9 protein-coding genes are annotated in these 13,961 nt (G+C 58.7%); 4 read left to right on the top strand and 5 right to left on the bottom strand.

Annotated elements, in window-relative coordinates:
* Window positions 1–353: 353 nt before the first annotated feature.
* From CRN80_RS03530 to CRN80_RS03515, 4 genes are all read right to left on the bottom strand, one after another.
* Entirely contained in the window at window positions 354–1,982 is a 1,629-nt protein-coding gene (locus tag CRN80_RS03530) for an ABC transporter substrate-binding protein (protein WP_003188490.1), read from the bottom strand.
* A gap of 258 nt (window positions 1,983–2,240) precedes the next feature.
* Window positions 2,241–3,842 carry an ABC transporter substrate-binding protein gene (locus tag CRN80_RS03525; RefSeq protein WP_032893590.1) on the bottom strand — a complete coding sequence of 534 codons (1,602 nt, stop codon included), beginning with the start codon at window positions 3,840–3,842 and terminating at the stop codon, window positions 2,241–2,243.
* A gap of 80 nt (window positions 3,843–3,922) precedes the next feature.
* Complete coding sequence (locus tag CRN80_RS03520) at window positions 3,923–7,279, bottom strand: dermonecrotic toxin domain-containing protein (RefSeq protein WP_098949577.1); 3,357 nt, start codon at window positions 7,277–7,279, stop codon at window positions 3,923–3,925.
* A gap of 182 nt (window positions 7,280–7,461) precedes the next feature.
* Window positions 7,462–8,175 (bottom strand): SIMPL domain-containing protein, encoded by a 714-nt coding sequence (locus CRN80_RS03515; protein WP_032893587.1) that lies wholly within the window; start codon window positions 8,173–8,175, stop codon window positions 7,462–7,464.
* 205 nt (window positions 8,176–8,380) lie between these two features.
* On the opposite strand from CRN80_RS03515, the gene CRN80_RS03510 reads away from it, so the two are divergent.
* The 3 genes from CRN80_RS03510 (at window position 8,381) to CRN80_RS03500 (ending at window position 12,021) form a co-directional block, all read left to right on the top strand.
* Window positions 8,381–9,643: an ATP-binding protein gene (locus CRN80_RS03510; protein WP_003188495.1), complete on the top strand. Its 1,263-nt coding sequence runs from the start codon at window positions 8,381–8,383 to the stop codon at window positions 9,641–9,643.
* Window positions 9,636–10,196 carry a response regulator transcription factor gene (locus CRN80_RS03505; RefSeq protein WP_003171731.1) on the top strand — a complete coding sequence of 187 codons (561 nt, stop codon included), beginning with the start codon at window positions 9,636–9,638 and terminating at the stop codon, window positions 10,194–10,196. Before CRN80_RS03510 ends, CRN80_RS03505 begins: the two co-directional genes overlap by 8 nt.
* Before the next feature lie 100 nt (window positions 10,197–10,296).
* Complete coding sequence (locus tag CRN80_RS03500) at window positions 10,297–12,021, top strand: ABC transporter ATP-binding protein/permease (protein WP_098949576.1); 1,725 nt, start codon at window positions 10,297–10,299, stop codon at window positions 12,019–12,021.
* A 725-nt stretch (window positions 12,022–12,746) separates the two neighbouring features.
* Here the strand turns inward: CRN80_RS03500 and CRN80_RS03490 are convergent.
* Window positions 12,747–13,184, bottom strand: coding sequence for a YhcB family protein (locus CRN80_RS03490; RefSeq protein WP_032893585.1), 438 nt, complete (start codon window positions 13,182–13,184; stop codon window positions 12,747–12,749).
* A 146-nt stretch (window positions 13,185–13,330) separates the two neighbouring features.
* On the opposite strand from CRN80_RS03490, the gene CRN80_RS03485 reads away from it, so the two are divergent.
* Complete coding sequence (locus CRN80_RS03485) at window positions 13,331–13,960, top strand: alpha/beta hydrolase (RefSeq protein ID WP_032893584.1); 630 nt, start codon at window positions 13,331–13,333, stop codon at window positions 13,958–13,960.
* The last annotated feature ends 1 nt before the right edge of the window (window position 13,961 follow it).

Genomic DNA, 13,961 nt, shown 5'->3' with positions numbered 1-13,961 from the left:
AGCAGGCTGGTGGCAAACAGAGCGGATACAACGGTTGTATGGCGCATGACGTTCCCGGTCCTTGTTTGTAGTTATCAACAGCGAGCCTTCCTGCTGGCGTGCAGCCAGGCAGACCTCACTGATCCCACACACAGCAAGTGCCCTTCACCAGAATGATGCCGCTGCTGTCCTACGACCTTATGGGGCGCTGACCTTGCAGTAAATGCGTCAATTCTGACTGACCTTGTAGGCAACGGAGGCACGGGTCGCAGTTCATTGCTGTAGGACGGCAACGCTTGCAAACGTAGTCTGTTTCCTAAGGTCCAGGCGGATGGAATAACGGCGACGTTATGAAACGTCGCCGTTATTGATCCTTACTTGCCGCTGACGCTAACGCCGTAGAAGGAGTTCAAGCCAAACGGGCTGATCTTGAAGTCCTGTACGGTATTACGCATGGGTTGATACACCGTCGAGTGCGCGATAGGTGTCATCGGGACTGCATCTTTGAGGATATGTTGCGCCTGCTTATACAGCTCGGTGCGTTTGGCGACATCCGATGTGGCCTTGGCTTCTTTCACGATGCCGTCGAATTTCTTGTCGCACCACTTGGAGAAGTTGTTGCCCGACAGCGAGTCGCAGCCGAACAGCACGTTCAGCCAGTTGTCCGGGTCACCATTGTCGCCGCTCCAGCCAATGATCATGGCCTGGTTCTCGCCGCCCTTGGAGCGCTTGATGTACTCGCCCCACTCGTAGCTGACGATGTTGACCTTCAGGCCGATCTGTTTCCAGTCGTTCTGCAGCATCTCGGCCATCAACTTGGCGTTGGGGTTGTAGGGGCGCTGAACCGGCATGGCCCACAGGGTGATCTCGGTGCCTTCCTTGACGCCAGCGGCCTTGAGCAGCTCTTTGGCTTTGGCAGGATCGTACTTGGCATCCTTGATGGTGGTGTCATAGGACCACTGGGTCGGCGGCATGGCGTTGACTGCCAGCTGGCCGGCACCCTGGTACACGGAGTCGATGATCTGCTGCTTGTTCACCGACATGTCCAGGGCTTCACGGACGCGCAGGTCAGCCAGCGGGTTCGCGGCGGTCTGGCCCTTGAGTACTGGCATGACGTTATAGGCGATGTAGCCCAGGTTGAAACCGGCCTGGTGCGGCAGTTTCAGGTCCTTGTCCTCACCCAGCGCCTTGAGGTCGGCCGGACGTGGGAACAGGGTGATCTGGCATTCGTTTTTCTTGAGCTTCTGGATACGCACCGACGGGTCAGTGGTGATAGCGAAGATCAGGTTGTCGATCTTCACGTCTTCAGGTTTCCAGTAGTCCTTGTTGCCGGTGTAGCGAATGTTCGAATCTTTCTGGTAGCTCTTGAACACGAACGGGCCAGTGCCGACCGGCTTCTGGTTGATGTCGGCAGGCTTGCCTTCCTTCAACAGCTGCGCAGCGTATTCGGCGGACTGGATCGAGGCGAAGCTCATGGCCAGGTTCTGGATGAACGCGGCGTCCACGGTGCCAAGGGTGAACTTGACAGTGTGGTCATCGACTTTTTCGATGTTCTTGATGTTGGTGTCCATCCCCATGTCCGTGAAGTACGGGAACTCGGTGGGGTAGGCCTTACGGAATGGATCGTCTTTATTGATCATCCGGTTGAAGGTGAACAGTACGTCGTCAGCCGAGAATTCACGAGTAGGCTTGAAGTACGGGGTGGTGTGGAACTTGACGCCTTCGCGAAGGTGGAAGGTGTACGTCAGGCCATCCGGGGAAACGTCCCAGCTGGTGGCAAGGCCAGGAACGACGGCAGTGCCGCCACGTTCGAACTGGCTCAGGCGGTTGAACATGGTTTCGGCCGAGGCATCGAAGTCTGTTCCGGTGGTGTACTGGCCTGGATCAAAACCGGCCGGGCTCCCTTCGGAGCAGAACACCAGGTTAGTTGCCGCAAGGGCTACGGGGGCTGCGGCCATAAGGCCAGCGCTCACTAATAACGGAAGGACTGCGTGTTTAAGCATGTTGGCCTCATGATTTGTTGTCATTTTTGGTGGTGAGGGCGACCTCGTGAGTCGGCCTGCGGATACTTATGCAGGCGCCATACCCAATGCAAGATGCAGAGCGGTTGCAAAGGGAAAACTGTGGTACGAACGTACAGGAATGTCGCAATTATGAAAGTTTCGACACAAAAGTGCTTGTTTGGAGGGTTTTTTCGGTGCAAATGGCGCACCAAAAAAGCCCAGCCGAGGCGTCTAGCGCACTCGGTTGGGGCGCGGCTGTTACTTATCTAGACCCACACCGTAGAACGGCGTTAGCCCAAACGGGCTGATCTTGAAGTCCTGCACTTGCTTGCGCATAGGCTGGAAAACCGTCGAGTTCGCAATAGGCGTTATAGGTACTTGTTCCTTAAGGATTTTCTGTGCCTGTTGATACCACTTGATGCGCTGCTCACGGTCACTGCTGACCTTGGCCTGCTGCACCAGCTTGTCGTAGGCCGGGTTACACCATTTGGCGTAGTTGCTGCCCTTGACCGCGGCACAACTGTAGAGCACGCCCAGCCAGTTATCGGGGTCGCCGTTGTCGCCGGTCCAGCCATAAATCATTGCATCGTGCTCGCCATTTTTGGCGCGCTTGATGTATTCGCCCCACTCATAGCTGACGATGTTGGCCTTGATGCCGACCTTGGCCCAATCCTGTTGAATCATTTGTGCGGACATCCGCGCATTCGGGTTCGAGGCGCGTTGTACGGTCATTGCCCACAGGTTGATGGTGGTACCTGGTGCAACCCCTGCTTCTTTTAGTAGCAACCGTGCCTTGGTCGGGTCGTAGGGGGCGTCCTGGATGTTCGGGTCATAAGACCACTGCGCGGGAGGCAGTGCGTTCTGCGCCAATTGCCCGGCGCCCTGGTACACGGCCTTGATGATCGCGGGCTTGTCGATGGCCATGTCCAGGGCCTGGCGCACCTTGAGCTGGTCCAGCGGCGGGTGAGTCACGTTATAGGCCAAAAAGCCCAGGTTGAAGCCTGCTTGTTGCAACACGCGCAGGTTGGGGTCTTGCTTCATCACCTCGATATCGGCGGGGCGCGGGTAACCGCTGACCTGGCATTCGCCGGCCTTGAGTTTTTGCAGGCGTGCGGCGGCGTCCGGGGTGATGGCGAACACCAGGTTGTCGAGCTTCACGTCCTCGGGTTTCCAATACTGTTTATTGGCCACGTAGCGGATCTGCGAGTCCTTCTGATAGCGCTTGAACACAAACGGCCCGGTACCGACCGGTTGTTGGTTGATCTGTTCGGCCTTGCCCTCTTTCAGCAGTTGGGCGGCGTATTCGGCCGATTGCACCGAGGCGAAACTCATGGCCAGGTTTTGCACGAACGAAGCATCGACCGTGTTCAGGTTGAACCGCACGCTGTGCTCGTCGAGTTTTTCGACGCTCTTGATCGTGGTGTTCAAGCCCATGTCGGTGAAGTAGGGCGACTCGGATGGGTAGGCCTTGCGAAACGGGCTCTGGGCATCGAGCAGGCGATTAAAAGTGAACAGCACGTCATCGGCGTTGAAATCGCGGGTCGGGGTGAAGAAGTCGGTGGTGTGGAACTTGACGCCTTCACGCAGGTGAAAGGTGTACGTCAGGCCATCCTTCGAAACATCCCAGCTCGTCGCCAGACCAGGCTCCACCTCGGTGCCACCGCGCTTGAACTGGGTCAGGCGGTTGAACACGGTTTCGGCGGAGGCATCGAAATCGGTGCCACTGGTGTACTGGCTGGGGTCGAAGCCGGCGGGGCTGGCTTCGGAGCAGTAGACCAGGGTCGTGGCGGCCTGGGCCATCGGCATAAAGGCCACAAGGCTTGCGGCGAGGAGTAGTGGCTTGACGGCGATTCTTTGCATAAAGACCCCTGAAATGGCGGGCATATTAAAGCTGCCCAAACGAAAACGGCGGTCACCGAGGTTACCGCCGTTCAGCTGGCTTAGGTAGGAGATACGTTTATGCGGGGGGAGACTTCTATCCGGATGGGAGCCGATTTGTCGATTGTAACGGGCTGGCCATCTATTTCATTACTTTCACGAAGGGTGAACGTTCGAGTGGCTGTTATGTTCACGTCATCGGCGAGGGTGGACTCACCTCTAACCGCATATTTCAGGTGCCATTGGGTGGTTATGGTGACCTCTGTTTCATTTTTTAAAGGGTTGTAGTCGATGACGTACCGCCTTTTGCCAACGTTGCTGCTAAAGCCGGGCTTCACTCGGGGAGGCTGCAATTCAAACCACACAGGAGCGGACGAGCCTTGATGAGCAACCTCTGAAATTGCCGCTCGCATGTCAGGATCGGGCACGATGTGCTCAAATTTATCGATCCCGTCCCTTATAAGCCCCTCACGAATCGGCTCTTCTAAGTTATTGGGGATAGTCATTCCTGCTATCTGCCGAGATATGTCGATTTCAACGTTCTCCAGGCCAGGGCGCCTTATTGTGTAAGGGTCTCGGTTGATGTCTTTGATAAATTGTTCGGAGTAATTGCTGGTACCGAACGGGGATGAGGAGGCTCTTTCCGATGCGGATACCGTGAAATCCCCGCTGTCGGCTGTCCAAGAAAAGACAGGGCGATTCTTTAAAACACCGTTCTCCTCCTCGACGCTGATGCCATATTTATAGTTCGCTTGCTCTTCAACGTTGAAATACTTGTCGAATATGTCAGCGCCTTTCATTTTGGTACCGTCTAACTCAATAAAATTATCCGATACCTGTGCAGGGGTTTTTATATCGTTACTGAGTGTCGGGGACTCAGTTCGCGGCCACGGCCACTGCCACTTCACCCCGCCATCGCCCGGCGCACGGGCCCACTCTCCATCACGCCCGGGTGTGATGATCATCAGTCCCGCGCCGTTATCAGGGTTGATGACTCTGGCAAACACATCGCCGGTGCGGTAACGCCCCGATATCTCAAATACCTTGCTCGCCCCCGTCTCATCGGTAAGGCGCACGAATTGGCGCAGTGCTCCCTGGCTGTCGGATATTCGGTAGACACCCAGCGCGTCGCGGGGCGCGTCCTTTATCAACTGTTCACCCTCGGGGACAGCATAGGGCGCCATCGGCAGTAGGGGGCGGGATTTTGGCGCCGGAGCCCCCGCGTCGTTGACCACCTGAGTACCATTGGATGGCCCGGGTTTCGGTTCTTCAATTTCGGTGACTTGTGGTTGAACAAGCGGGTTTCTCACCGGCAGTTCTTTCTTCGGCGGCAGTGCAAAAGGATCTTCAGGGACGGTACTCGCCCCGATGGAAAATAATGTGTTCAGCACACCATCGAGTGCTCGGGAGGCCCCGTTGTCGCGTTCCGCCTCGGTGTCTCCGGACGCGGATTGTTCGAACCCCAGCCCCAGTTCGGTCAGCCCGGCAATTACTGCGGCACCGGTGACCGGTGCTGCGATGGGAGCAAGCTTGGCCAGTAACCCCGCGGCCACGGTAATGTCATTGAGCCATGTGTCCCGCGTCACTTCGCTGTTGGATTTGACGACAACGTCGGTATCACTCGTCATGCGTTGTTTGGCAGCGGTTGCCAGGGTGGAAAACACGTCCCCCTCGATCTTTGACTGACTGCTTTTATTCAGCGGTGTTTTCAGAGCGTCGGCGGCCATTTTCTTGAAGAGGGCGTCCAGGCCATCTCGCGTGTCGCCAATACCTGTAAAGCTCCCGCCCGGTACGAACCCGCTTGCCAGTTGTATGAGAACGCCAGGCTTACGGTTCTGACGATCAGCCAACGAGAAGTGCGCGAGCAGCGACTGGCTTTTTTTCGGGTCCTTGGTCTGGTCAATCACCCATTGATTGAGCTTGTCCAAGGAGTCGAAGCGCAGAAATGCCGGTTTGGCTCCAGGTAGGTAAAGCACTTGCCGGCCAGCGTCGTCGTTGCTGAATCGAAGAATGTCGCTGGATATAAAACCGTGGATATCAAGGGCATGCACTTGGGGGGTGCTGTTTACTGGCGCTTTAGCCTGCAGCTGTTCAAGGCTCAGGGGGGTGTTTTCGTCGAGTGGAATATTGTTTGCCGCCGCCATTACCAGGCTGTAGTCGCCACGGGTGAACTGATGTTCGGGGGCTTGTAACGCTCGCTCAGCAGATGACCCGGCTTCGGCGCTCTTCAGTTGTTCTCGGGCCTGGGAAACAAACTCGCCCTTGATTACCGTCTGGTAGTCATCGGTATGCGCGCTCCAGAACGCGTCGAATTTCTGGGTCATCTGGGTCTGAAAGTCGGTTTTCCAGCTTTCATGCATCACTTGGGACGGCTTGAGGTCGATTTGATTGTGTTTTCCGTAGCCGCCGTTTTCGCTTTGCCCGGCAGGCTGGGTATACAAACCCGCGTCGAGGTCGAGGTTGCCAGGCACCCAGTCGTGCTCGGAGAAGTTTTTCAGCAGGGCGTCGGGCAAGCGCAGCGAAGACCAGGGCTCCTGGAATGTGTGTTCCCAGCCGGTCGCCGTGTCCGCGCTTTCGCCGCCTTTGAAGCGATTCAAGTAGACGGTGTCGGAGTCGATAGGTTTGCCCGTGAGTTTGAGCAGCAGGTCATCCGCCCACTTCTTGGCTTCTGCCCGCGTATTGGGCAGGTTGTTGGCGACCTCAACCGCCAGGCGCTTGTAAGCCAAGGCCTGTGGTGCGGTGCTGTAGTACCTGGCGGCGTTGTGTTGTTGCACTAGCAGCGCCTGTGCCGAGCGGCTGCTGGCAGGGCGCAGGTGGTCATCGGCGGGGATAGGGTCGAAGGTGTCTTTATGTTCCAGGTGCCTGATTTGCGCACGGGCCTGTGTCAGTGTTTGCGGCAGGGAAACGCCTTCAAAGTTGGCCACCACTTTTGCGCTGACCTGTATGGAGTCCTCGCTCAGCCTCACACGCAAATCACCGTTATTGCCAGGGGCGATAACTTTTGCGGCGTCCAGCAATGGCCCTGAAATTTGCCCCCAGCCTGAGGTATCCGACAGTTGAAAGGTTTTGGTTTTACCCTCGACCTCGGCCGACAAGGTACCGGTAGAGGGGTTGATTGAAAGCAGGGTGTCTGGAGCGAAGTGTCGTTCGCGCAGCCAGCTCTGGACAACGGTGTTTTCCAAAAGCCTGCGATACAGCCCAAGCCATTGACCCAGGGTACTTTGGGGCGGGACGGTTATAAGCCCGGCATTGCCGTGTAACACCTTGCGCTGTGCGGCCTCGAGGTAGGCCTTGAGCAGTGCTGTTTCGTCGGGTTGGACGGGATTGGCTGTTGGCGGGACTGCGGGTGGCGTCTGCGCTTGAGTGCTCGGTGTCGGATGCAGTGATGCAGAGGGTATTGGATTGATTGATAGGGACATGAATTCGGCTCTCATTGTGTGAATAAATGCCAGCACAGCCCTCCCTGGTAGCTATGGCAGTAATGAGTCGTGAAAGCCGGGCACTTGATTCCTGCCAGATATGCTGCTGGATATGACGTGGCGCCAACGCAAAAAAAAGGCGCACGCCCCGTGGGGCTGCGCCTCTGTCCTGTCTAAAAAAGTTACTGTAAAACTTCGATCACGCCGTCGGCACTCATAGTGACCTGGCTGGTGCCGGCTTCCACTTCAGGCGTCGGCGCTGAATCGGCCATGGCGGCTTTCATCATCATGCCGCCATTGCGGGCGTAGGGCATCGGGTAGCCATTGGTGTTGAAGTTCAGGTTGACGATCTTGTAGCCCTTGCCGCCGAGTGCATCGGTAGCCAGTTGCGCGCGCGCCTTGAACGCCGCCACCGCGTCTTTGAGCAGCGCATCTTCGCTGGCCTTGCGGGTGGCGTCGGCGATGGCGAAGTCCATGCTGTCCATTTTCAAGGTGTTCAACAACTCGCCGGTGAGTTTGGACAGCGCCGGGAAGTCCGCGCTTTCCAGGCGCAGCTCGGCGCGTTCACGCCAGCCGGTGATCTTCTGGTTCTTGCTGTCGTAGATCGGGTAGCTGTTGCGGCTGCCCTGGCGCAAGGTCACGCCTTTGACTTCGCGCGCCTGGCCCAGGGCCTGGTTCAGGGTGGTGGTAATTTCGGCGGCGAGCTTGGCCGGGTCGGCGTTTTGCGATTCGGTGTAAAGGGTGACGATCATCTTGTCGCGGGCCACTTCCTGGCTGGCTTCGGCGCGCAGGGAGATCTGGTTGTAATGCAATGCATCGGCGGCCATGGCCGGCAAGCTGGCCAGGGCGCTGGCGCTGAGGGTAATGATGGCTGCACTGCGAATGAAACGAGACATGGAAGCTCCTTGAGATAGTCGTGCTCGGTAAGACTGTAGACGTTGGCACTGGGTTCTTCGGGTTTACACATTACCTACAAGTTATGCGGGCGCCGACGAACGGTCATTTGCCCGGCCTGCGTCAAAGAGCCACACGCGCCGTGCCAGCCGGTCTGCTTCGTTTATACTCGTGCCGATCCGCCTGCAGCGCTCAACGGGAGAGCTCATGCTCGCCGCCGTAAAACTGACTTCCGCCACTCGCCAGAACCTCTGGCGCCTGACGTTCATTCGCACCCTGGTATTGGCCGCACAGGCCGGTTCCGTCGGGCTTGCCTATTGGTTCGACCTGCTGCCGCTGCCCTGGCTGCAACTGGCTGTGACCCTGGGGTTTTCCACCGTATTGTGTGTGTTCACCGCCATTCGATTGCGTACCACCTGGCCTGTGACCGAGCTGGAGTACGCCCTGCAACTGGCCTGTGACCTGTTTATCCACAGCGTGTTGCTGTACTTCTCCGGTGGTTCTACCAACCCCTTCGTCTCGTATTACCTGGTGCCTTTGACCATCGCCGCCGTGACCCTGCCGTGGCGCTATTCGGTGGTGCTGTCGGGCATCGCGCTGACGCTGTACACCTTGCTGTTGGCGCAGTTCTACCCCTTGCAGACATTCCCCATCGCCCGGGAAAACCTGCAGATCTACGGGATGTGGTTGAGCTTCGCCCTGTCGGCGGCAGTCATTACCTTCTTTGCCGCGCGCATGGCCGAAGAACTGCGCCGCCAGGAAGAACTGCGCGCCATTCGCCGGGAAGAGGGCCTGCGTGACCAGCAGTTGCTGGCCGTTGCCACCCAGGCTGCCGGCGCCGCCCATGAGTTGGGCACGCCGCTGGCGACCATGAGCGTGCTGCTCAAGGAAATGACCCAGGACCATCACGACCCGGCCCTGCAGGACGATTTGAGCGTGCTGCAGGAGCAGGTCAAACAGTGCAAGCTGACGCTCCAGCAACTGGTGCGCGCCGCCGAAGCCAATCGCCGTCTGGCGGTCGAAATGCAAGACGTCACCCAGTGGCTCGATGAGGCGCTCAACCGCTGGCACCTGATGCGTCCCGAAGCCAGTTACCGTTTCAACCTGCTGGGCCAAGGCAGCGTACCGCGCATGGCGCCACCGCCAGACCTGACCCAGGCGCTGCTCAACTTGTTGAACAATGCAGCCGACGCCTGCCCTGAAGGCCTCGGTGTGCAGTTGGACTGGGACGCCGAAAACGTCACCATCAGCATTCGTGACCATGGCGCGGGCGTGCCGTTGGCCATTGCCGAGCAGATCGGCAAACCCTTCTTTACCACCAAGGGCAAAGGCTTCGGTCTGGGCCTGTTTTTGAGCAAGGCCAGCGTGACCCGCGCGGGCGGCTCAGTGAAGCTCTATAGTCATGAGGAAGGTGGCACGCTCACCGAGCTGCGCCTGCCCCGTGTCGCACGAGGAGATATCGATGAGTGACGAGATCCAAGTCGAAGGCGAAGAACTGCCGCACCTGTTGCTGGTAGATGACGACGCGACCTTTACCCGCGTGATGGCACGCGCCATGAGCCGGCGCGGTTTTCGCGTCAGCACCGCAGGCTCTGCCGAAGAGGGCCTGACCATCGCCCAGGCCGACCTGCCGGACTACGCCGCCCTGGACCTGAAAATGGACGGCGACTCGGGCCTGGTGCTGCTGCCCAAGCTGCTGGAACTTGACCCGGAAATGCGCGTGGTGATCCTCACCGGTTACTCCAGCATCGCCACCGCCGTCGAGGCGATCAAACGCGGCGCCTGCAATTACCTGTGCAAGCCGGCGGATGCCGACGACGTGCTGGCTGCCTTGCTGTCCGAGCATGCCGACCTCGACACCCTGGTGCCGGAAAACCCGATGTCGGTAGACCGCCTGCAGTGGGAACACATCCAGCGTGTGTTGACCGAACACGAAGGCAATATCTCCGCCACCGCCCGCGCCCTGGGCATGCACCGCCGCACGCTGCAACGCAAGCTGCAGAAGCGCCCGGTACGACGCTGAACGGCGACTGAACAACCCGCTTCAGGCTGCACGGACGCACGAACCGATCACCTATGATCGGTTCAAACGCCTGTCATTCTTTTCCTACCGAGCCTGAACGATGAATCAGAACGCTGAATACCGCGCGGTCAACGACGCGGTGCGTGGGCAATTCTTCCGCCGAACCTGGGCGATGATCACACCCTATTGGCGCAGTGAAGAGAAGGGCAGGGCCTGGCTGCTTCTAGCCGCAGTGATTGGCCTGTCGCTGTTCAGCGTGGCGATCTCCGTGTGGATCAACCACTGGTACAAGGACTTCTACAACGCCCTGGAGAAGAAGGACACCGCGGCCTTCTGGCAACTGATCGGCTATTTCGGCGGGATCGCGGCGGTGGCGATACTCGGTGCGGTGTACCGCCTTTACCTGACCCAGATGCTGACGATCCGCTGGCGCGCCTGGCTCACCGAAAAACACTTCAGCCGGTGGCTCGCCCACAAGAATTACTACCAGCTGGAGCAGGGCGGCTACACCGACAACCCGGACCAGCGGATCTCCGAAGACCTCAACAACTTCACCTCCGGCACCTTGAGCCTGGGCCTCGGCTTGCTGCGTAACGTGGTCAGCCTGGTGTCATTCTCGATCATCCTGTGGGGCGTCTCGGGCAGCATCGAGGTGTTCGGCGTCACCATCCCCGGCTATATGTTCTGGTGTGCGTTGCTGTACGCCGCCGTGGGCAGTTGGCTGACGCACCTGATCGGCCGGCGCTTGATTGGCCTGAGCAACCAGCAACAACGCTTTGAGGCGGACCTGCGTTTTTCCATGGTGCGGGTGCGTGAGAATGCCGAAAGTATCGCCTTGTACAACGGCGAGCCGAATGAAAGGCAACGCCTGAGTTCGCGCTTCGGCAAGGTCTGGCAGAACTTCTGGGACATCATGAAAGTGTCCAAGCGCCTGACCTTTTTCACCGCCGGCTACAGCCAGATCGCAATCATCTTCCCGTTTATCGTCGCCGCGCCGCGCTACTTCACCGGCAAGATCGAGCTGGGCGAGCTGATGCAAATCAACTCGGCGTTCGGCAACGTACAAGAGAACTTCAGCTGGTTTATCAACGCCTATTCGGAGCTGGCGACCTGGCGCGCCACCAGCGACCGTCTGCTGAGTTTCCAGCAAGCCATGAGCGACAACGAGCAGCGCACGCCGGCGATCGACGTGCGCCCTGAAGGCGAGCGCCTGGTGATCCAAGACCTGGGCATGGACCTGGCCGACGGCCGCCATTTGCTCACCGACGCCGACATGACCGTGGAGCCTGGCCAGCGCGTCATGCTCAGCGGGCGTTCCGGCAGCGGCAAGAGCACGTTGCTGCGGGCGATGGGGCATCTGTGGCCCGCCGGGCATGGCAGCATCCGGCTGCCGGCGACGCGCTACCTGTTCCTGCCGCAAAAGCCTTACTTGCCGATTGGTACGCTCAAGGCTGTGTTGAGTTATCCACAGGACGACAGCGTCTATGCGTCAGAACGTTATGCACAGGTGCTGGAAACCTGTCGCCTGCCCCATCTGGTCAGCCGTTTGGATGAAGCCAACCACTGGCAACGCATGCTCTCGCCCGGCGAGCAACAGCGCCTGGCCTTTGCCCGTGCGTTGTTGTTTGCGCCGCAATGGCTGTACATGGATGAAGCCACTTCGGCGATGGATGAAGAAGACGAGGCAACCCTGTACCAGGCGTTGATTGATGAACTGCCGGGACTGAGCATCGTCAGCGTTGGCCACCGCAGCAGCCTCAAGCGTTTCCACGGGCGGCATGTGCGCATTGACGGTGGGCGGTTGCAGGAACAACAACCCACTTGAGTGCCTGCTCGCTCAATGTGGGAGCCGGGCTTGCCCGCGATGGCGGAGTGTCTGAGGCAGGTGTGTCAACGGGCACACCGCTATCGCAGCATAGGTATCTACACAACTTTGGTGAGACGCTGGACCTGTGGCGAGGGAGCTTGCTCCCGTGACGACTGGATAGCCGACCCTGTTCTAACTGACGCACCGAGAGTTAAATGTGGGAGCTGGGTTGCCTGCGATGGCGGCCTGGCAGTCAACACAGTTGGACCGGGTACATATCCGTTATTTAGGTAACGGCCACCTAGGGTTCCGCCCTGACGGCGGCTCACTTTCGAAAAGCGCGAAAGTAAGCAAAGCGCTCTTGCCCCACCACTCGGCACCTCGCCTAGGCTCGGTGTGCCCGTAATCCGCCAGTGATTTGGGGGGCCGCCGCCACGCGCCATCCATGGCGCGGGGCGGCTAAACCGGCATCCCTGCCGGTTTACCCCCCAAATCCCTGTCGAATTCCGGCCAGCGTGGTTTGACGGGGCGCCTAAGATCAAAAGCAGATCAAGATCAAGAGCGGCTCGCTTCGCATCGTGGTTACCGTCGGCTGCTACAGGCTACAAAGTTGTGTAGATACCTATGGCCATCGCAGGCAAGCCAGCTCCACAGGGGGCGGGGTTGTCTGGTGGTTCAGGCACCCAACAAAAAAGCCCGGCTGATCATCGATCAGCCGGGCTTTTTTATTGCTCGAAGAAGACTTACTTCTTCAAGCCGTAATGCTCATCCAACATGCCTGGGGCGTTCGGCGTTTTTGGCGCGTAGTCCCGTGGTGGCTCCTGGTTTTCCCGTGGCGGGGTCAGGCGTTCCCGTGGGGGTTGCGGTGCATCGGAATGCAGCGCGGCCAGCAGGCGCTGGCGGGTGATGTCGTCGAGGGCCAGGCGGTTAGCGCCATCGGCGAGATGATCCTGTACTTCCTGGTAGCTCTGGGTGAGCTTCTTGACCAGGGTCGCGGTGCTGTTGAAGTGGGTAACAACCTCGTTCTGATAACTGTCAAAACGTTCCTGAATGTCATCCAACTGACGCTGCGTGCGGTTAGGCGCGGCATTCGGCAGCAGGCGGGCAACCAGGAAACCAATGGCGACACCGGCAACCAGGGCAAGAGTCGGCAACAACCAAACTAAGAGCGAGTGTTCCACGAGTCCTTCCTCTATAAACGGCTTTGCTTTACGTTAACGGCTCAAACCTGCGCTGTATACCGCGATTAAGCTCGCAATGATGCCATGCACAGACTTTTAGCTAGACGAGTCGACCCCTTGAGAGGTCACGGAGTTCATCCTTGCTCATGCGTGAAACCCCCGTTTTGATCGATGGCCCGGTGGGCCAATTGGAAGCCTTGTACCTGGATCACCCCGAACCACGTGGCCTGGCGCTGGTTTGCCACCCTAACCCGGTGCAGGGCGGGACCATGCTCAATAAAGTCGTCTCGACCTTGCAACGCACCGCCCGCGACGCGGGTTTGATTACTTTGCGTTTCAATTACCGGGGCGTCGGTGCCAGTGCCGGTACTCACGATATGGCCAGCGGTGAAGTCGACGATGCTGAAGCGGCCGCCACCTGGCTGCGGGAAAAACACCCGGACCTGCCGATCACCTTGCTGGGTTTTTCCTTCGGCGGTTACGTGGCTGCCAGTCTCGGCGGGCGTTTGGAAGCCAAGGGCGAGAAGCTCGCACACCTGTTCATGGTGGCTGCGGCGGTGATGCGCCTGGGCGAGTCGGACGTGCTGCCCCAAGGCTGCCCGTTGACCCTGATCCAACCGGAAAGCGACGAAGTGGTCGATCCGCAAGTGGTCTACGCCTGGTCCGCCGCCCTGAAACGCCCCCATGAGTTGCTGAAAGTGGCAGAATGCGGACACTTTTTTCACGGCAAGCTGACCGATCTCAAGGATCTGGTGCTGCCACGCCTTTCGAATTGAT

The organism is Pseudomonas sp. FDAARGOS_380, assembly GCF_002591235.1.
GTDB classification, from domain to species: domain Bacteria; phylum Pseudomonadota; class Gammaproteobacteria; order Pseudomonadales; family Pseudomonadaceae; genus Aquipseudomonas; species Aquipseudomonas salmasensis.
Note: the sequence above shows the minus strand (reverse complement) of the source record. Positions and strands in the feature narration are given on the sequence as shown.